Annotated in this window: 20 protein-coding genes; 6 read left to right on the top strand and 14 right to left on the bottom strand. The window is 56.0% G+C overall.

Translation table 11 applies throughout. The features are described from left to right. The 13 genes from DESLA_RS0111965 to DESLA_RS0111905 all read right to left on the bottom strand — a co-directional run bounded on the left by DESLA_RS0111965 (position 1) and on the right by DESLA_RS0111905 (position 10,834). Entirely contained in the window at positions 1–1,221 is a 1,221-nt protein-coding gene (locus tag DESLA_RS0111965) for a class I SAM-dependent methyltransferase (RefSeq protein ID WP_028572629.1), read from the bottom strand. After that, positions 1,221–1,958: a hypothetical protein gene (locus tag DESLA_RS0111960; protein WP_211239052.1), complete on the bottom strand. Its 738-nt coding sequence runs from the start codon at positions 1,956–1,958 to the stop codon at positions 1,221–1,223. Before DESLA_RS0111960 ends, DESLA_RS0111965 begins: the two co-directional genes overlap by 1 nt. Before the next feature lie 633 nt (positions 1,959–2,591). Continuing rightward, a complete protein-coding gene (locus DESLA_RS0111950) occupies positions 2,592–3,044 on the bottom strand; it encodes a pyridoxamine 5'-phosphate oxidase family protein (RefSeq protein ID WP_035261774.1) in 453 nt (150 codons plus the stop codon). Between the two features lie 45 nt (positions 3,045–3,089). Next, positions 3,090–3,188, bottom strand: a complete 99-nt coding sequence (locus DESLA_RS23695; RefSeq protein ID WP_084032221.1) for a chromate resistance protein ChrB domain-containing protein — start codon at positions 3,186–3,188, stop codon at positions 3,090–3,092. Between the two features lie 25 nt (positions 3,189–3,213). Then, entirely contained in the window at positions 3,214–4,383 is a 1,170-nt protein-coding gene (locus DESLA_RS0111945) for an ATP-binding protein (RefSeq protein ID WP_028572626.1), read from the bottom strand. A 140-nt stretch (positions 4,384–4,523) separates the two neighbouring features. Then, the gene (locus tag DESLA_RS0111940; protein ID WP_028572625.1) at positions 4,524–5,540 is read right to left on the bottom strand and encodes a DUF3089 domain-containing protein; all 1,017 of its coding nucleotides are present in this window, start codon (positions 5,538–5,540) and stop codon (positions 4,524–4,526) included. Between the two features lie 773 nt (positions 5,541–6,313). Beyond that, entirely contained in the window at positions 6,314–7,660 is a 1,347-nt protein-coding gene (locus tag DESLA_RS0111935) for a TrpB-like pyridoxal phosphate-dependent enzyme (protein WP_028572624.1), read from the bottom strand. 145 nt (positions 7,661–7,805) lie between these two features. Beyond that, on the bottom strand, positions 7,806–8,303 hold the full coding sequence (gene rfaE2 / locus DESLA_RS0111930) for a D-glycero-beta-D-manno-heptose 1-phosphate adenylyltransferase (protein ID WP_035261772.1): 498 nt from the start codon (positions 8,301–8,303) through the stop codon (positions 7,806–7,808). After that, a complete protein-coding gene (locus DESLA_RS20235) occupies positions 8,303–8,962 on the bottom strand; it encodes a redox-sensing transcriptional repressor Rex (RefSeq protein ID WP_051434633.1) in 660 nt (219 codons plus the stop codon). Before DESLA_RS20235 ends, rfaE2 begins: the two co-directional genes overlap by 1 nt. Before the next feature lie 108 nt (positions 8,963–9,070). Next, positions 9,071–9,394 carry an ATP synthase F0 subunit C gene (atpE, locus tag DESLA_RS0111920; protein WP_028572622.1) on the bottom strand — a complete coding sequence of 108 codons (324 nt, stop codon included), beginning with the start codon at positions 9,392–9,394 and terminating at the stop codon, positions 9,071–9,073. A 69-nt stretch (positions 9,395–9,463) separates the two neighbouring features. Beyond that, on the bottom strand, positions 9,464–10,156 hold the full coding sequence (gene atpB / locus DESLA_RS0111915) for a F0F1 ATP synthase subunit A (RefSeq protein WP_028572621.1): 693 nt from the start codon (positions 10,154–10,156) through the stop codon (positions 9,464–9,466). Positions 10,157–10,161: 5 nt separating this feature from the next. Continuing rightward, positions 10,162–10,593 carry an ATP synthase subunit I gene (locus DESLA_RS0111910; RefSeq protein WP_035261769.1) on the bottom strand — a complete coding sequence of 144 codons (432 nt, stop codon included), beginning with the start codon at positions 10,591–10,593 and terminating at the stop codon, positions 10,162–10,164. Continuing rightward, on the bottom strand, positions 10,559–10,834 hold the full coding sequence (locus DESLA_RS0111905) for an AtpZ/AtpI family protein (protein ID WP_028572619.1): 276 nt from the start codon (positions 10,832–10,834) through the stop codon (positions 10,559–10,561). The genes DESLA_RS0111910 and DESLA_RS0111905 overlap by 35 nt, the downstream gene beginning before the upstream one ends. A 427-nt stretch (positions 10,835–11,261) precedes the next feature. On the opposite strand from DESLA_RS0111905, the gene DESLA_RS20230 reads away from it, so the two are divergent. From DESLA_RS20230 to DESLA_RS0111880, 5 genes are all read left to right on the top strand, one after another. Beyond that, complete coding sequence (locus DESLA_RS20230; protein WP_084032041.1) at positions 11,262–13,748, top strand: Lon protease family protein; 2,487 nt, start codon at positions 11,262–11,264, stop codon at positions 13,746–13,748. Between the two features lie 3 nt (positions 13,749–13,751). Continuing rightward, positions 13,752–14,483 carry a TIGR04283 family arsenosugar biosynthesis glycosyltransferase gene (locus DESLA_RS20225; protein ID WP_051434632.1) on the top strand — a complete coding sequence of 244 codons (732 nt, stop codon included), beginning with the start codon at positions 13,752–13,754 and terminating at the stop codon, positions 14,481–14,483. Further along, positions 14,480–15,220, top strand: coding sequence for a TIGR04282 family arsenosugar biosynthesis glycosyltransferase (locus tag DESLA_RS20220; RefSeq protein ID WP_051434631.1), 741 nt, complete (start codon positions 14,480–14,482; stop codon positions 15,218–15,220). The genes DESLA_RS20225 and DESLA_RS20220 overlap by 4 nt, the downstream gene beginning before the upstream one ends. Positions 15,221–15,456: 236 nt before the next feature. Beyond that, the gene (locus tag DESLA_RS20215) at positions 15,457–16,650 is read left to right on the top strand and encodes a response regulator (RefSeq protein WP_051434630.1); all 1,194 of its coding nucleotides are present in this window, start codon (positions 15,457–15,459) and stop codon (positions 16,648–16,650) included. Next, positions 16,650–16,868: a hypothetical protein gene (locus DESLA_RS0111880; protein WP_028572618.1), complete on the top strand. Its 219-nt coding sequence runs from the start codon at positions 16,650–16,652 to the stop codon at positions 16,866–16,868. The genes DESLA_RS20215 and DESLA_RS0111880 overlap by 1 nt, the downstream gene beginning before the upstream one ends. 20 nt (positions 16,869–16,888) lie before the next feature. Here DESLA_RS0111880 and DESLA_RS0111875 read toward each other — a convergent pair whose 3' ends face one another. Continuing rightward, the gene (locus DESLA_RS0111875) at positions 16,889–17,842 is read right to left on the bottom strand and encodes a membrane protein (protein WP_028572617.1); all 954 of its coding nucleotides are present in this window, start codon (positions 17,840–17,842) and stop codon (positions 16,889–16,891) included. Between the two features lie 340 nt (positions 17,843–18,182). Between DESLA_RS0111875 and DESLA_RS20210 the strand changes: the two genes are divergently transcribed. Continuing rightward, on the top strand, positions 18,183–19,646 hold the full coding sequence (locus DESLA_RS20210; RefSeq protein WP_169732625.1) for a M23 family metallopeptidase: 1,464 nt from the start codon (positions 18,183–18,185) through the stop codon (positions 19,644–19,646). The last annotated feature ends 93 nt before the right edge of the window (positions 19,647–19,739 follow it).

Genomic DNA, 19,739 nt, shown 5'->3' with positions numbered 1-19,739 from the left:
TTAGCCATACCATCTGGCAGTGACGCAAAACTCGAATAGCTCTTTTTTGCTGTTGCGTTTTCTTACCACTCTTGAATGAATTTCTTGATAACCAAGCATACGAAGTGACTCTTCAAACAAAGACTCCGAATTAACATGTACGCCGTAGAAGGTGGAGTTTCCAACTATGTAATCTACTTTCGCATCCACGCTTAACCTTTGCCTAAGCGCCGCAAAGTGTAGATGCATATCATGAAAGTATTTATGCACATACCTTCCCATTAAGTCTGCATTTTTATTCTCACACCGGCTGATCTTTTCGCACGTTATATACAACTCTTCTGGCAAGATAACGTTGTCTGCACACCATTCTTTTAGCTTGCTGGTTGCGGTACCCCAAGTGCCACCAATTGCCTTCCAGTCGAGCTGCCCAGCCTCTTTCGCCTCATTAAGGAACTTTGTCCAATACATATATGGACGAAGCTCCCTTATATAGCTCATTCTATTAGGATAAGGCGGCGATGTTATGACATGGTCATATGTGCAGTCGTCGATACTTGGCATTTCGCGAGAGTCAGCATAAAAAACTGAAACTGTACCCGGGAACTCGTACTTGGCGCTCTCTAAAATAAGCTCCAATACATCACAGAAAATCTTTTCAATCTGCTTTACCTCAAACCTAGTCACACCACATTTAAATGACATAGAGACATGATTAAATGCTGCTGAAGACGTCTCTATGATTAGCCGACAGAAAGAAATCCACACTAGATTTGCATATTTGCATTCACCGGGCTCTCCAAACTCCTTTACAATAAGAGCCCTAAGCCCCGACAGTATTGGAAGTGTATGACCACACCACCACCGCTCAATGTTATGAATTGGCGGAACCCAGTTTTCTTCATTTGCTTGGAGCTGAAGGCTTGAAAGTAACTTATAAACCCGGCCCCTGGTCTTATCTAAATCAGATTTATTGAACTTTGCACACTTGGCATTACCAAACCAAATAAGAAACGGATTTATGTCGAAAAGGTGAGAATGCATTCCTGATTCAGCGGCACAGACACCTGTAGTCCCTGTTCCGGAAAATGGATCTAATATCATTGCGTTGCGCGGAGTTTCTTCAACAAGCTCCTCCACCAACTTAACCGAATATGCTGGCGTTAGTCTAAGCCAGCCATGACGGCCGATATTCTTGTTGAACTTAAATGTATAATCTGACCTTTGAGCCACTTCTGTCATTACTCTGCACTCAGTAGATGTTCTAACACGTTTTCTATTTCGCCTTTCAAGTAATCTGAATTCCTTTCAAAGAACCCAGCCAAATCAAACCCAAGGATCTGATCAAAAAATGCGAACAAGGAAATATTTGGATTATCGTTAACTTGGCCCACCAAGATGCCACAGCTGCTATTCCTATACCTAAGAACGATATCTCTATCAATTTGTGACGAGAAAATAGCGAAAACTGGAAAGTATCCTTTTGACCAAGCCACGGCTGCGTTATCAATATCGCCATTTTGGCGTTTGCTATCTTTACTCTTATACCCTTGTCGAACCTCGAAAACCACGCCGTATTTTGGATGTTCAACACCAAGTTCGTCGCAGTATTGCCTGAGCCAGTTATCGACTCTACCCTTTAACTCATCACTTGCAATTTCCGAAAGTTCAAGTCTGCCATCTAGGCTCAGTTTTTTATTTCCTCCCGCTCTAGTTTGAGCTGTATAAGACCACTCAGCTAGCCTAGGGTCAGAATATGCTGTCATATCTATAATAATCTTTCGGAACAGCCGCTCGCAGCCAATCCCTATTTGACGATAAATAGATGTCATCCCACCGGCCGCCTTGTGCGCCGCGTACATTAAGTCACTGTTAAGCCCTATCCATGCGTAAAAAGGATCTGCTCCATAAAGCTCCTGGAAACCCTGCAGGTCTACACCATTCCCTGAGGCATTCCCTAGTTTAGGCTTGTAATCCATGCACTTCCGAATTGGCTCCAGGAATATTTCTAAGTACTGCTCTTCCATATTGATCTCACTTAAATCTGAATTTTTACTTCAGGCTAACAGTGTTATTATACGGAACTCGCAAAAATCCGCCCCTCCAAATTCCCGACCTTAACACCAGCTGATTCGGCAAGCAATTTTTGAAAAAATTTTCCGCATTTGCCACGTTATTTCAGCTTATTGAGAAAAGTCTGTCAAATCCTTCATGACTCCGAAGTCAGCTTTATGCCTTCTCCTGAAGTCAGCTTTATGCGGCAGCCGTATAATCATCACAAGTGCGGGGCATAAAGCCAACCTCGGAGGAAATGATGGACGCATCCGTGATCATTTTTGACGAAGGCCTTGAAGGCCAAGTGTCCCTCCTGATCGTCATCACGCATATCGGGAAGCCATCGTCAAATTCCGGTACTGGCTTCGGAAGCCCCATATAGTGCTAACTGTTGAAAGCACTAAACTACTTTTGGAATGGAGGCAATCGTATCTGGATCATTGATCAGGGCAAATTTGTGCTCGAACCACGGGCGCTCCGGATCGGTATCGAAATCATGATCGGCATCGATTATTGGTCACTTTCCGCATCCCGGCTCCACCTGCGCCGGGTGCCCGTCATCTGCGGGCCTTGCCCGTGATCGACTCCAGGCGGACCCTGAAAACCTTGGTCTTGTCGAAGAATCCGTCAATGTATTCAAGTCCCTGCGTGAAGTAGTCGGGCGAATATTTCCTGACGAGCAAGACCAGTCCTGCCCTTTTTTCCTCGTCGAAAAGCTCTTCCACGATCCCCGCGGCAACTACGCTTTCGTATTTTGTACCGAACTTCTCAGGCAGCACCTCTGTCTTGCCGACCACGCAAAACGAGACCTTCCCGTTCACGGAGAGCAAATCGATCTTCTTTCCCTCCAAAGCGCAATGGAAGAAGATGCAATCGCCATCAAAGGCGAAATTCAAAGGGATGCCGTGGGGCGAACCGTCCAGGGATGCCATGGAGAGTACGCCGTATTGCGCCGTTTCCAGGAGGATTCTTGCCTCCTCAATGGTTGTTGCGCGATCTTTACGTCTCATTGGTTTTCTCACTTTGATGCGGTTGCGAGGGAGAGCCGAAGCTGTTTAAACCGCCCGCAGCGCGTCATCCCTGCCCGGCTTGGCGTCAAAGCGGAAACCGGCCGCGGGGTCAATGAACCGCCGGATCAGCCAGGCCGATGCGATGCGGCCCGCAACCGTTCATTCCAACTTACCTTCCCGCCAGGACCATGCACATTTCATGGAGGCTGACGACTTCCGTGGTTTCACTGATCGGATACCGTTCTTCCCCCGGATAGACGACGAATGCCCGGGAAGGGTTCACGTCCGCGAGGGCGAGATGGAATCCTTTTTCAAGCCTGGGGGACAGGCTGTTCTTGATTTCGACGGCCCAGAGTTCGCCTCCGGGAAATCTCAGCAGCAGGTCGATTTCGGCGCCCGCTGCCGTACGAAAGAAGTTCGCCCTGGTCCGAACCGGGGCCGCGGCCAGGAGATTCTCGATCACAAATCCCTCCCAGCTCGCGCCGGCCACGGGATGCCCGGCAAGTTCATTATGGTCTGAGATGTCCAGTAGTGCGTGCAGCAGGCCGCTGTCGCGCACATAGATTTTCGGTGATTTGACGAGTCGCTTGCCCAGATTGGCATGGAAGGGCGACAGCCTGCGCACCAGCAGCAGGTCCACGAGCAGGTCGATATACCGCGTTACGGTTTGGGCGCTTACCCCAAGGCTCGCCGCAATGCGGGAGGCGTTCAGGAGCGTGCCTTGCCCATGCGCAAGCATGGTCCATAATCGTTGCATCGTTTCCGCGGGCAGGCGCGGACCGAACATCGGAACATCCCGCTCCAGGTAGGTCCGGATGAAATCCTTGCGCAGGGCCAGGCTTGTCGGGTCGTCTTCAGCGAGAAAACTGTCCGGGAAACCGCCACGAATCCAGAGGTCGAACTGTTTCGACGGAACATCCGCAACCTCCAGCACGTCGAACGGCCCCATATCCACGTATGCGATCCGACCGGCAAGGCTTTCACCCGACTGCCTGAGCAGCTCAATGGAAGCGGAGCCGAGAAGCAGAAACCGGCCGACTCGCCGGCCACGGTTTCGTCCCTGGTCGATAATGCCTCGCAAGGACTGAAACAGTTCCGGCACACGGTGGATCTCGTCAAGGATGACCAGACGGTCCTCATACCTGCTCAGAAAAAGAACCGGCTCCGCCAACTTCTGACGATCTCCGGGATCTTCGAGGTCAAGATACAGTGATGGAAGGTCATTGCCGATGGCCAAGGCCAGGGTGGTTTTCCCCACCTGACGCGGCCCGATCAGGGCCACCGCGGCTTGACGTTTCAGAGCCGACTGGATGAAAGGAAGGATGCGTCGCGGAATCATGCTTGCAATCTATCCATCACGTGGTGAATTTGCAAGGTAGTTTTATCAGTCTATTGAAAAATCCCCAATTGCTGCGTCGCTGCAAGTCATCTGTACACCCGGCAACCTGTTAATATACTAGGTTTCATAAAATGCTTTCTCTAATTGCCTAAGTATTTGTTCACTCTGTTTTGAGCGTTGGTGCGAATATTAAAGTAGTAAAATGGGTAATCAAAGCTATGGTATACACCCCTGGGGAATCCATGCCGCGTTAATTCATACAGAACGTCTTCATCGGCCGTCGTACAGATCAGCACACCATTTGCAATATCGACACGGGCGTCGGCGTATTGTGGCACCGGTTCAAATATCAGGGTCGAAGGATTTGGCATGATCGATCCCAGCCCCTCGTCCCTGGTGGCGAGCGTCTCGGTTCTCGTCCAGCTGATGGGGTTAATCACAAGGCCGATCAGTCCGGATAAGACCGGATTGACGCCCGGCACAACATCAGGCGCCTGAGTGTTGTAAGAAATGATAACCCCCGTGTCGTCCGGGCCTTCAGCGAATTTCAAATGCGGATGGTCCGCCATATTTTGAGCCGTTACGGGATAGCCGATTACGTAGGCGGCAACCATTCTCTGGTAAACCTTCGGATGATCTTTCAGATATCCGGTCAAAAGATTAATCAAGACGTTAGCCCCCTGCGAATGACCGGCTAAAATAAACGGCCGTCCGGCATTGAAGTGCCTGATGTAGTAGTCGAAGGCCGCAACGGCATCCCTTGTCGGTATGCCAGCTATCAGGGCGTCATGCTCAGGCAAGGGCAGCGTTAAAGCATAGGCCGCATCCGCTTGCCGATAGTAAGGCGCATAAACATTGGCAAAGGTTTCAAAGGCGGTCGCCTGTCGCGCATAGACGGAGGCGGAACCGGCCAGCATGGATGGATTGTCGATGTCACAAATGTTCGGATCGCTGTCATGAATCTTTTGCCAAGCCGTCGGATAAAGATAAAAAACATCCACGTTATGGGATACAACAGGAATCGACAACCAATGCGTGTCCTGTGAGTAATCGGTTCGAACATGAACCGGAGAACTATCTCCGCCACCTCCGCATGCGGCAAGGAATAGGCTTACCAAGACTGCAATCGTCAAGAATTTAATGTTAATCAGGTTCATGACTCAGTGCTCCGGTTCCGATAGAATAGAATTGTTTTTTGACGTTACGTACGTACAACTTGCCGCGCGGATTCACATCGCCTGTCCCTAGAGGCTTTAGGGTCGGACCTAGCCATCATGCTCAAATATCAGGATAAATGTCCCAAATCAGTATGTTTTCAGAGCTTAGAAGCCTCATTTTGCCCTCAAAAACATCATTATAAGCCGATACAGGCTCTTTCAGAGTACATGACCCAATCTTGCTTACTTCACGAACTCTTCTGCCACAAGCTCTTCCGCCAAGCCTGCAACAAACGCTACAGTAATTTTATGACCAACGGTGTCTCGTTTTCATTGACATGTTCTGCAATGATGTTTTTTGAACGGACTGTGGATAAGGACTTTTAAAACTCAGTTAAACTCAGTTCCCCGCATATCCTTGCGGACGGCGTGTTCCATGTCGGCCAATTCGTCATCGGTCAGAAACCCGAAATGCGATTCCCTCTTTTTCGCCGAAAGAATTCTCTTTCAGCGAATCCACCTTTCTCCCCTTATCGGACAGCCGACAAAGGACTTTTTCAACAATCAGTTGCGGAAAATTTCTAGTAGGGAAGGCAACCGTGGGTAGGGACAGGCAAAAGAAATTATTCTCAATTCGGTAATCTGAAAGACGTTTCCAGCGTTCGACTCATAAAGGCAGCGGCAAACCGCCTGATGGCAGTTTGCCGCTATCTGGTTCGCTCACGGAAAGAAATTTCGATCTCGATCCGCAGGCGGCCTGCGACGGTAAAAGGTCATACGTTGATCTTCGGACACGTAGCCAAGGCTTTCTGGAGGTCGCATTCGGCGAACTCGTCGTCCTTGAGCTTGCCCTGGTTGAAGGCGTCGTAGGCTCCGAGATCAAGCAGGCCGTGTCCGGAATAGAGAAAGACGATGACGGTATCAGGGTCGCTTTCCTTGGCCACGTCCATGGCTGCCTTGATGGCGTGGGAGGTTTCGGGCGCGGGCAGGAAGCCTTCGGTTTGCAGGAACAGCTTTGCCGCATCGAAGACGTCGTTTTGATAATAGGCGCGAGGCTCCACCATACCCTGGTCAACCAGGTGAGAGACGATGGGCGCATCGCCGTGGTAGCGCAGGCCTCCGGCATGAATGGGCGGCGGGAAGTAGCCCGAGCCCAAGGTGTGCATTTTCAGCAACGGGGTCATCTTGGCCATGTCGCCGTAGTCGTAGCGGAATTCGCCCTTGGTCAGGGTCGGGCAGGCTTTGGGTTCCACGGCCACGAAGCGCGGGCCCTTGCCGTGCATCTTTTCCGGCACAAACGGTAGGACAAGACCGCCGAAATTACTGCCTCCGCCTACGCAACCAACCAGGACATCAGGTTTTTCTCCAGCCAGGGCCAGTTGTTTCTGGGTTTCCAGGCCGACGATGGTTTGGTGGAGCAATACGTGGTTGAGCACGCTGCCCAGGGAGTACTTGGCGTCGTCATGGGTAGCCGCGTCTTCCACGGCCTCGGAAATGGCCAGACCCAGGCTGCCGCCGGAATCGGGATTCTCGGCCAGCACGGCCCTTCCCGCATTGGTCTTGTTCGAAGGCGAGGGAAAAACCTCGGCCCCATAGGATCGGATCAACACGCCCCGGTACGGCTTCTGCTCGTAGCTGCATCGGACCATGTACACGGTGCATTCCAGTCCGAACATCTTGCAAGCGAAGGACAGCGCCGTGCCCCACTGCCCGGCCCCGGTTTCGGTGGTCAGACGCCGCACGCCTTCCTGCTTGTTGTAGTAGGCCTGGGCAATAGCCGTGTTCGGCTTGTGGGAGCCGGCCGGGGAAAGGGACTCGTTTTTGTAGTAGATCTTGGCCTTGGTTCCCAGGGCCTTTTCCAGGCGGTGCGCCCGAACCAGGGGGGTGGGCCGAAACAGGCGATAGATGTCCCAGACCGGCTCCGGGATGTCGATCCAGCGTTGCGAAGACATCTCCTGCTCGATGACGGACATGGGAAAAATGGCGGCCAGCTTTTCCGGCCCCAGGGGCTGTTGGGTAGCGGGGTCGAGCGGTGGCGCCAGGGGCGGGGAAAGGTCGGGCAGCACGTTGTACCACTGGCGGGGCATGTCCTTCTCGGGCAAGTTGATGCGATAATCCATGAAGTGGGTCTCCTGCTGGGTCGATAGTTTATAGGGGCGGCGAGTCGCCGTGAGGCCGTGAAAGCCGATGGGGTTTTTTGGCCGGAAGGCGTGAAACTGTCAACATGCGCCGGGGATGCGCTCGGATGGTGACGAGGCGTGTTGATCAGCGGAGCGGAGGAGAAAGCCGAAGAATACGTTCCACGATGGCCGTGGTGGAAAAGCCCGGCAACAGATCGAGGCTGAAAACCTCGCCGCCCCAGGATGCGACCTCCGCCGCGCCGACGATGCGATCCTTGGCCCAATCGCCGCCCTTGATGAGCACGTCGGGCTGAATGGCCTTGATCAGCTCCAGCGGAGTGTCCTCATCGAAAGCGATCACGGCGTCCACGCACTCCAGGCCGGCCAGGACGTAGGCGCGCTGTTTAAGCGGCGTGACGGGTCGCGAAGGACCCTTCAGTCCGGTGATGGACGCGTCGCTGTTCAAGCCGACGACCAACATGTCGCCGTGGGCGCGGGCGCGGCGAAGCAGGTGGACATGGCCGGCGTGCAGGATGTCGAAACAGCCGTTGGTGAAGACGAGGGGGCGTGGATGGGCGCTGGCGCGGTTACAAAACGCTTCCAAAGACTGAATTTTGGGGTGAGTGAGTTCCGATGGGGGCATCAATTTTTGGAAAAAGCCTCGAATCGTTGGACGGCGCTGGTATTCAACTTGAAGGTCAGGGCGTAGAGGTGGTGGAAAAAGTCGACGTATTCCACGAAGACATAGTCCGGCACATGAATGCGGGCCGCTGAAAAGTTCAGAATACAGTGGATGTTCGATTCTACGAGGTAGTTGGCGGCGCGCTGGGCGCGATCCGTAGGTGTGGTGATGATGCCGATCTCAATGCGCATGTCCTTGACGTTTTCTTTCATCCGTCGCGGACACATCACTTCCAAACCGGCGATGGTTTCCCCTATCTTGAACGGATCGCAGTCAAAGGCGGCTACTATTTGGAATCCACGCTTCGGAAAGCCTTTGTAGCGAAGCAGGGAACGCCCGAGGTTGCCGACGCCGATCAGGGCGGTACGCCAAATGCGGTCCGTGCCGAGGGAAACTTTGATGGACTGGATCAGCTTGCCGACGTAATAGCCGACACCGCGGACGCCGAATTCTCCGAAATAGGCAAGATCTTTGCGGATTTGGGACGGGTTGACGTCACAAGCGCGAGCAAGCGCCTCGGAGGAGACGACTTCGATCTCCTCGTCGTTCAGCGCCTCGAGTACCTGGAGATACACGGCCAGGCGCTGGATCGTGGCCCTGGGGATGTGTTTGCTTTTCACAGGTATGTGTGACGAGTTGTGAAAATAGGAACATGTTTGCGGCCAAAAAAGACCGCCCTCTTGTCGAGAGCGGTCTTTTTTGTTCTTCGAGTGAAGAAATGTGCCGTGTTAGCCGATGAAGGGGTTGGCGAACAGCAGAATCAGGTTCACGACCAGGGCGTAAATGGCCAGGGACTCGATGAAGGCCATACCCAAGAGCAGGGTCACGGTGATCTTGCCGCTGGCTTCGGGGTTGCGGGCGGTGCCTTCGCAGGCCGCCTTCAGGCCCATACCTTGAGCGATACCGCAGCCGAAGGCGGCAATGGCCATACCCAGGGCGGTGGCCATGGCGATCATGGAGATGGTGCCGGGAGCCACATCGGCGGCAAAGGCAACGGAAGCCAAACCCATCAGGGCCACGGTGTTCAGGGCGATCAAAAACAGTTTGCGCATTGGACTACGTCCTCCTTAAAAGAGAGTGTTATAGTTGTTGGTCAAATGACCATTTCCCCCGAGAGGTGTTTAGTGGGCTTCTTCAAAGGCTCCCTTGAGGTACATCAGGGAGAGCATGAAGAAGATGAAGGCCTGCATGGTCTTCATCAACACGAAGAGCATGAAGATGGGCAGGGAACCGAGTACGGGTGCCAGGAAAAACATCAGGGCGATGACGATTTCCTCGCCGCGGATGTTTCCGAAAAGTCGCAGGGTGAGCGAAAGCGGGCGGGCCAAGTGGCTGATAATTTCAATGGGCAGCATCATGGGCGCCAGCCACCAGAACGGGCCGGTGAAGTGCTTGATATAGTGCAGGCCGTGGAGTTTGAAACCCCAGTAGTTGTAGTAAAGGAAGACGAAGATGGCCATGCCCACGTTGGTGTTGATGTTGGCCGTGGGGGCGTCCGCGCCGGGGATCAGGCCGGTGAGGTTCATGAAGAGGATGTAGATGAACAGGGTAAAGAGCACGGGGAACACCTTGCGGCCTGCCTCGCCCATGTTCTGGACGACGAAATCTTCCATGCCGCCGATCAGTGTCTCCCAGACGTTTTGACTTTTTCCCGGGACGAGGGTGAGCCTCCTGGTGGCAAGCCAGCCCAGAAAAATCAGCACGGCGATAATGACCCACGAGTACACGATGTGAATGTACTCCTTGGGAAAGTTTATCCCCACCGCATCCAGGCCTTCTTTCAAAATTAGAACGTATTGAATGTCTCCAGCCATTTTGGTCAAGCCTCCTTCACTTTTTGCCGGTGAAACCGGAACACGCCCCAGAACAGAATATTCACAACGACCGTCGAAAGCCCGACGATCAGGGCCGCCAGGGGCAGGCCCGCCCAGGCGATCAATCCGAACAGCGTCACGCCGGTCAACGCAAGTCGTCCGTAGAATCGAATCAGCGAGACGGCGACGGCGCCGTCAGGGCGATGAACGATGGATTGCAACCCTTTTGCCAGCATCCAGAAGTTCATCGTGCTGAGCGCGCACCCCGCGCCAAAGGCCAGAGCCCATGGGGCCAGCCCGGAGAAGGCCATCAGGGCGCACCCTAAAAACAGAAAATACAGCTGATTGCGAATCAGAATGCGTACGTCGTCCAGGTAGAAACCATTGCGCCGTAAAAAGGCCTCAATCTTGTGGTTTGTTCTGTCGAGCGGCCGCATCCTGCTTGTCCAACTCCCTCTGAATTTTCTTGGTTTCCATGTACATGTTCTTGAAGCCGGCGATGATCCCGAAAACCAAGAAAAGCAGAAACAGCGTGGGTTTGGTGTCCAACCATTTGTCCAGGTACCACCCGATGAGCGCACCCACGAACGTCGACGCGACGAGGTGGATGCCCAAAAGACCGGCCTGGGAGAACGGCTGCATCAGGTCTTTGTACTTGGACTTGGATCGAAAAAACATCTTTATGTTCGGCTCTTTGGTGTGAGTGTCGTGCGTTTTCGCCGGATCGATACGATTCCGCTTCGGAAGGAAAAATTTTTCGTCCGCCCCGTCTCTTCGTGCAAACATTCACATGCCCACGGCGTCTATCACAGCGCTCCGGAGCAAGTCAACGAGGTCGGCGAAAAAAAACAACGTGGCCGCCTTCGTGAAAGCATCTCTTCGTGTCGCCGGCTTTCAATGGCCTGCCCCGTGGGCGGCGGGCCTCGTGGCGGGATGACAAGTTTCCTGGAAGCGAATAGGAATCCTTCTTGCCCGACACGGCGCAGTGGCCGAGGCGACGGACGGCCGAATGTCGTCCCGTCCGCCACCGTTCGCCGGGGAGCGCGGGTATTCCCTGAAAACAATAGAAATCACTGGAATCGTTTGGAGGAAACCGGAATTCGTCATGTCCATACCTAAAGCATTGCCTTCCCAAAGTCTGCGCGCGCGGCTCGACCCCGAGCACATCGGCTACGCCGACAGCACCCAGATCCCCCGCGAGGACCCGGCTCCGCCCATGCAGCCCAGGGCCTTGCACGCCCTGGAGTTGGGCCTGAACATCCCCAAAAAGGAATACAATATCTTCGTTGTCGGTGAGCCGCAACTCGGGCGGACCTATCTCGTTCAGAACTACCTGACCCCGCGCGCCGCGCAACGGCCGACCCCGCCGGATTGGGTCTACGTCTTCAACTTCGAGGATCCGGATCGTCCTCTGGCCGTCTCCCTGGCCCCCGGCGCGGCCAAGACGTTCAAGACCGAGCTGACCGCCGTGGTGCATCGCATCCGTGACGAGGTGCCGAACCGTTTCAGCCAGGACCAGTATTTACGGCAAAAGGAAAAACTGGTCCGCCAGTTCCAAAACTCCAAGGAGGAGTTGATTCTCCAGATGGAGGAACAGGCCGACGGACACGGGTTCAACCTCTCCTTCGACGAGCAGGGCAACGTCAACCTGTTTCCCGTCGTGGACGGGAAGGTTTTGAACAGCGGCGACGTGGAGAAGCTGGAATCGGGGGTGCGGTTGAAGCTGCGCAACGAAGGCGATCAAACCTTGGACGCGATGCTCGGCCTGCTGCGCCAGATCAACGCCCGTGAGCAGGATTTGCGGGAGGCGGAACGCAATTTGGAGCGAGACGTGCTGGAACAGGTGCTGGTCGAAGCCCTGGAGCCTTTCATCGCTCAACATGTCGAGCACGAACGCCTCCATGCCTTCTTGACGGCATTGCGAGGGGACCTGCTGGACAACCTGGATCAGTTCAAGCCGAAGGAGCCGGGGCCCCAGGGCGGAGGGCCGGAAGCCATGGCCTCCAACGAAGGCTTTTTCGATCGGTATATGGTCAATCTGTTCGTGGACAACAGCCGTTTAAGCGGAGCGCCGATCATCGTCGAGGACAATCCTACGTTCTTCAACCTTCTGGGCTGCATCGAGCGCGAGGCTGAATGGGGGGCCCTGTTCACCGACTTTTCCCTGCTCAAGCCCGGCGCCTTGCACCGGGCCAACGGCGGGTTTCTGGTCCTGCACATCGAAGACGTTCTCCAGCATCCCCAGGCCTGGGAAGGTCTTTTGCGGGCACTGCGCTCCATGCAGATTCGCATCGAAGACCCGGGTGATCATCACGAAACGATCCGTACCAAGACCATCACTCCGGAACCCATCGCCCTGGACGTGAAGGTGATTCTCGTGGGCACGGACGAGGCCTACGACCTGCTCCTGGCCTACGACGACCGGTTCCCCAAGCTGTTCAAGATCAAGGGGCAGATTCAGGACACCGTGACCCGGGACGCGGATTCCATTCACAAGTACGTTCAGACCATGGGCCGGATGATCCGGGAGGACGAACTGCTGCCGTTCGACCGGGACGCCCTGGCCTGGCTGGTGGACTTCGCTTCCAGGCTGGCCGAGGACCAAAAGAAGTTGTCCCTGCGTTTGCCCATCGTCCGCGAACTGATGATCGAGGCCTCGGCCATGGGAACCATGCGCCAAGCCGCCATGGTCGACAGGCGAACCCTGGAGGAAGCCTGGGAGGCCCGCAACTACCGGGCCAATCTGTACGAAGAGGAATTTTTGTCCGAGTACGACCGGCAGTTGATCAAGGTTGCCACCACCGGCAGCGCCGTGGGCCAGGCCAACGGTCTGTCCGTCTCGTTCCTGGGGGACTACGAGATGGGGCTGCCGCATCAGATTTCGTGCAGCGTCGGCGTCGGACACGGCGGGATCATCGACCTGGAGCGGGAAGCCGAACTCGGCGGACCGATCCACACCAAGGGCATGATGATTCTCAAAAGTTACCTGCTCAAGCTCTTTGCCCAGAACAAGCCCGTGGTCCTCACCGCCAGCCTCTGTTTCGAGCAAAGTTACGCCCAGGTGGACGGCGACTCCGCTTCGGGCGCGGAACTGGCCGCGCTGATCTCGGCCCTTTCCGGTCGTCCGAACAACCTGGCCCTGGCTTTCACCGGCGCAGTCAGTCAATCCGGGGCGATCATGGCCGTGGGCGGGGTGACGCGCAAGGTGGAGGGTTTTTTCGAGGTCTGCCGCCGTCGCGGTCTGACCGGCAGCCAGGGAGTGATTCTGCCCGAGGACAACGTGGTTCACCTGATGCTCAAACAGGACGTGATCCAGGCCGTGGAGGAAGGACGATTCCATATTTATCCGGTCTGCTGCATTGAAGAGGCTTTGGAGATTCTGACCGGGCTGCCGGCCGGGCGGCGGCTGAAAAACGGTTCCTTCTCCGCGGGCAGCTTGTACCGCTTCGCGGATGACCGGCTCAAGGAACTGGAAGAGTTGGCCACACGGGATTCCTCGTCGCGAAAGCCGCGTCGGGCGTCGCCCAAGGCGAAGAAGGCCATTGCGGCGCCGCTCTCCGCCGAAGTCAAAGGACGGCGACCTCGGGGATAATTCGTGAACGTCCGGCTGTCCGTGATCATTCCCGCCTTTCGGGAGGAGCGGGGCATCACGTCCCTGGTGGACCATTTAACCTCCCGCGCCCTGAGGGAAACGGCGGAAATCCTGGTCGTGGACGGCGATTCGGAGCAGCGCACCCTGGTCGCCCTGCAAGGCCGGGACGTGATCCGGATCGGCTCGGATGCAGGGCGGGCGCGGCAGATGAACGCCGGGGCCGCCCAGGCGCGCGGCGACGTGCTGCTCTTCCTGCACGCGGACACCCGTCTGCCGCCCGGCGCTGATACGCTGATTTTTCAGGCACTCCGAAATCTCCGGCTCGTGGGCGGGGCCTTCAGGCTGGCCATCGACTCGCCCCGTCCGGCCCTGGGCTTGATCGCCGCCGCGGCGAATCTGCGCACCAGGCTGACCAGGGTTCCATATGGCGACCAGGCCATTTTTTTGCGTCGTGCGGCCTTTGAGGAACTGGGCGGATACGCGGACATTCCCTTGATGGAGGATCTGGAACTGATGCGCCGGGTTCGGCGCAAGAGATGGCCCGTGGTTCTGCTTCGCGAGGCCGCGCTTACTTCGGCCCGGCGCTGGGAACAGGAAGGTGTCTGGAACTGCACCCTGCGTAACTGGGGCGTTCGGCTCCTCTATCACTTCGGCGCGTCTCCCGCGAGGTTGCGGCGATTTTATCCCACCGCCGAGTCCCTCGATTCAGGCGCGCGCCCTTTCCCGCCCTCATGAACCTTTCAACAGCCGCCCTTTCGGACTGCGTGGTCGTGATGATCAAGCATCCGCAACCCGGGCGGGTGAAGACCCGCTTGGTCGCGACATTGGGAGCGGAGAACGCCGCTGCCTTGTATCGGTGCTTTGTCCAGGACGTCTTGCGTACCGTGGACGCCTTGGAGGGACGCGTTCTGCTGAGCATTGCCCCCTGGGACATGCGGGCGGATTTCGCGGCGTGGCTGGGAAGTGAGCGCTGGTTCCAGCCCCAGGTCGGACCTGACCTCGGCGCGAGAATGGACGACGCTTTTTTCCGGGCCTTCGAGGCGGGACACGACCGGGTGGTGCTCATCGGAAGCGACCTGCCGGATTTGCCCGGAAGCCTGCTGGTCGAGGCGTTCCGGATTTTGGACCGCCGTGAGGTCGTCCTCGGCCCGGCCCGGGACGGCGGTTTTTATCTGCTCGGGTGGGCTCGGCGGGCTTTTCGACCCGGCCTGTTCACCACCGTCCCCTGGAGTACGCCGAGGGTTCTTGCCGAGTGCCGGGCGGCCCTGCTTCGAAGCGGCCTGGAGCCGCGTCTTTTGGGACCCTGGTCCGATGTGGACGATGAAGCGGGTCTGCGGCAACTCGTCCAGCGAAATCTGCTGCCCCACGACGCGGCCACTCGAATATGTTTGGCGTCGAGGGACGCCAGGGCAATTTTGTTTTCGAACCACGGGCGCTCTGGATCGGTATCGAAATCGAAATCGAAATCTTGATCGAAATCGATTTCTGGCAACATTCCGATTTCGATGGCGATTTCGACTTCGATGATTGCTGGCCCACCCATGGAGGTTCCCTTTGAACACCCTGCAATCTACCACTCTGAAAGTATGGATATTTTCCAGAGAACAAAATGGCCCTGCGTGGGACGCGAGTGCCTCTTGATTTCAGAGTGCGCCCCGGCTACGGAGAACGAAACGCCTAAACATCTGGAGCGTGCTTGGTTCCGTCGATGCAAAAGTCCACCCCGTCCTCACCTTCCTCTCCGGCCATGAGCAGATCGTCGGCTCAGCCGACCAAGCCGTCGGTTTCGATGCCCACGGTTCCGTCCGGCGGCGCGCCTGGAAGCCTGCTGCCCGCATACGTCATCGCCACGTCCAGTGACGTAAATTATGAGCATGATCGGGAAAACTTGCGTAAGATCGGGCTGGTTATGAGCTGTCGGCTGACCTCGGCAGGAGCGGTTCTGGACTTCATCCGGCACAACTCCATTCAGACAATCATCCTCGATTCTTCGGTCTCCGGCTGTCCTCTGCACGAGTTGATCTTTCAGATTCGGAAATACCTGCGCGGCACCCCTCTGAACATGATCGTCATTTCGGATGTTTCCGACGAAGGTTTCGTCATCGACGCCATCACGGCAGGGTGTACGGGTTTCATCATCCGTCCTTATACGCTGGAGACGCTCATACGCCATGCCAAAGTCAAGCCGGAGGCAGACGCTATCCAGGTGAGCGAAGAGCTGTTGTCGCAAGGCCAGGAAAGCCTTGCGAAGGGCGACTACGATGCGGCCATCCAGGAATTCGAGGAGATCGTCGCCGGAAACACCAACGACGAGAACGATGAAGCCCGGAAGTATTTCGACATGGGCATGCAGTATCTGCTGGATCGCAAGTTCGGCAAGGCTATTGTCGCCTTCAACAATGCTCTCCGATTAAACAATTTGTTTATCAAGGCGTACGAAGGTCTTGCCGAAGCGTATCGTGGTCGGGAGGACATGAAGAATTATCAGATCTATCTGCAAAAAGCCGCTGATGAATACGCCCGCCTGGATCAGTTCGCCGAGGTCAAACGTATTTTCGCCAAGATCACCAAGTACGACATTCACGCCCCCAACGCCTACAACACCCTGGGTATTGAACTGCGTCACAAGAGAATGTACGTCGAGGCGGTTCATGCCTATATCAACGCTCTCAAGTTATCTCCGAAAGACGAGAACATCTATTACAATCTGGCCAAGGCCCAAATGTTCGCGAAGCGGTTTGATGACGCCTTGCTCAGTATTCGCAAATGTTTACAGTTGAATAAAGACCATTCCGAGGCCCAGGACTTGTATCGGCTCTTCACCAAGGTGGAATGGAACGACGACAAAAACGCTCCAGTGGCGGCTGATAACAAAACACTCGATAAAATCGCGAACGACTGATGTCTCCACTTCGCCAATCCGATATTCGCGCCTGTCCGGTTTGCGGCAAGATGGTCCACCGGCCGGATGAACGGCACACCCTGTTCCACTGCCGCAACTACTTGCTCAAGCAGTTGTATCAGGAAGCCAGTCCGGTTCGGCGGGCGTCTCTTCAGGAGCGGATCGACTCCCTGAACGAGCGGCTCTCTTTGAAAGGGCAGAACCTGATCGACACCTGAGCAAAGCAAAAGACGACGGCTCAGACCAATACGGAATAGGCCGCGCCCACGAGGATCAGGCTGATTATCCGCAATCCCTGGTTCCAGAAGATCAGTTTCGCGGCCAGGGCCGGTTTGAAGATTCCGGCGTAGTACGGGAACTGGTGCCGCACGGCCCGCATGGGCGAGGAGAGGATGTTGCCCACCAGGAGGGCGAGCACGACCTCTTTCTGGCTCAGACTTCCCGCTGAGAGCAACGCTCCGGCGGCGGCGGCCCCGGCGGAAAACTCGGCGGCCATCTGGAAAATCACGACACTCACGGCCTGCGGTGAAAGCCAGGACAGCCATCCCAGGTTTTGGGCCATAAATTCTTCCACCGCTCTAAACGCGCCCCAGCGATTGAGCAGGAAAAAGCAGACGTAAATCGGCACGGTGATGGACAGAACCCGAAGGATGCGTTTTTTGAATCGCTGGACCGTGCGCTTAATGGCATCCTTGAATGAAACCGGGCCTTTTTCATCCAGTCGGCAGGAAACGCATCGCTCTGTGGGCGGGGGCAGGAAGAATCGGGAAAACAGCAGAATGAACACGGTCCGCAACATGGCCGACCCGATGGTCAACCCCAGATAGACCCCTGCCGCGGCGCCGATCAGCGGGACCAGGATGAAAAAAACGCTGGGCAGGTGAAGAAAGTACGTGGGCAGGCTGTTGAACAGGTTGCTCATGATCAGTTCACGACGACTGATCCGGCCCTGTTCGTAAGCGTCCGCGAGCATAGAGTTCGCTGAAATGCCTGAAAAAAATGCCAAGGAGAAACTGGCTCCGGCAATGTCCGAAAGCCGCCCCAGGCGCAGCAAGGGCGTGACGCCGGCGGCCACCACCCTGGTCCAGTTCAGGGCCTCGATCAGCTGGCCGACAAGCAGGCCTAAGCTGATGAACATGGTTAGCTTGAGTAGAGGCCGGATCAAGGCCGTCCAAATTTCCACGACGTCCATGGGTATTTTTGCTTCCAGTGAGGTTGATTTTCAAGATGTTTTGGGCCATTATTTCGCCTGTTTTTGGCCTCTTCAGCGACACGGCTCCTTAATTGCCCGAAATGTCATGTCAAGACTTGCCACGGAGGGGGGATTGCGGTTAGGCAGTACGTTGTCTCGGAGCGGTTCTTCCAAACTTCCATATTACCTCGGCGTTCAGCGGGTTGTCGTTTCTTCCGCATACGGGGCAAAGCCTTGAAAGTTTTGCCGTTCCTTCGCGAGTGAAAGTCGACATGACGTTCTTTTCCGCGTGCCCATGACCAGATGGTCGCGGGCGAACGTTTTCATGCCGGAGGCATTTATGAAACGCAATACCTACATACCTCGATCGCGTCCGTCTTCACCAAAGGGAATTCGATGGAGACGGATTTTTTTCGCGATCGCCCTGCTTTTGGCCTTGCCCAAGCTGGCCATGCTGGCCTTTTCCCAGATTACGGATGGGCAGGCCCCCATCCTTTCATCCTCTCTCGACGGATTGAAAAATATCGAACTGGTCGCCTTGGAGCGGAAAGGGGCTGGCAAGTCGGAAAAGTTCGTTTCCACCGACACGGCAGGCCTTGCCTCGTCTGAAGAAGTCGTCGCGGAGGTCGAACCCGTCGTCGAAGAAACCGACAGCGTCCTGGAGAAGATCGTCCGGGTGGCCCGGGGCGACACGCTGATGGGTATTCTTCTGGACGCCGGTCTGGCCCGATCCGAGGCCCATGCCGCGGTTTCCGCGCTGCAGGAGGTCTACAATCCCCGCTCGCTCAAGCCCGGACATGAAGTGGTTCTGACCTTCGTTCCCGGAGCCGAGGACGAAGAGGATGGTTTTTTCGCCGGGCTGCGGATGAAGGTGGACGTGGACCGCAATGTGATGGTCCTGCGCGAGAGCGACGAAGAATTTTTGGCCAAGGAAGAGCAGTGGGAATTGCAGGTCGCTCCCTTCGCGGCCCAGGGGGAGATCACCTCCAGCCTGTACAACGCCGCCGTGGGGGCGGGCATGCCCAGCCCCGTGTTGATTCAAATGATCCGAGCCCTTTCGTTTGATGTCGATTTTCAGCGCGACATCCAACCCGGCGATCGTTTTGAGGCCTTGTTCCAGCGCGAATTGGACGAAAGCGGCCAAGCGGTACGCGAAGGACCGCTGCTTTACGCCACGCTGGAAACCGGCGGACGGGCCTTGAGGATTTTTCGTTTTACGGCCCTGGATGGGGAAACGGATTATTTCAATGAGCGCGGGCAGAGCGTCCGCAAGACCCTGATGCTGACTCCCATCGACGGAGCACGGCTCAGCTCCGGATACGGCATGCGCCGACATCCGATTCTCGGCTACAGCCGGATGCATCGCGGCCTGGACTTCGCCGCGCCCACCGGAACTCCGATCATGGCCGCCGGGGACGGCGTGGTCACCCATGCCGGACGCAAGGGGAACTACGGGATCACCGTGGAACTCCGGCATCCCAATGAATACACGACGCTGTACGCGCACATGAGCCGGTTGGGACGCGGGATCAGTCGCGGCACTCGGGTCAAGCAGGGCCAGGTGATCGGCTATGTCGGCTCCACGGGCATGTCCACCGGGCCGCACCTGCATTACGAAGTTCTTCTTCGCGGCCAGCATGTGAATCCGGCCTCGGTGGAGTCGCCTCCTGGACGAACCTTGGAGGGACAGGACTTGGCACTGTTCAAGGCCATGACCGAACAGGTCCAAGCCCAGTACGCAGCCTTGACCGGTAAAATCGTGGCCGGCGCGGTTCAACCCGATTCGGAGTCGCGGGTGGAGTGAAACAGCTCGGGAGAACGCTCAAACCCCGGCATGGCTCTGAAAGATTTCAAAAACAAAAGGCCCGCGAAAAAGCGGGCCTTTTGTTTTTGAAAT

The sequence above is a fragment of the Desulfonatronum lacustre DSM 10312 genome, assembly GCF_000519265.1.
Taxonomy (GTDB): Bacteria; Desulfobacterota; Desulfovibrionia; order Desulfovibrionales; family Desulfonatronaceae; genus Desulfonatronum; species Desulfonatronum lacustre.
The sequence above is the reverse complement of the archived record's forward strand: the minus strand, read 5'-3'. Positions and strand labels throughout refer to the sequence as shown.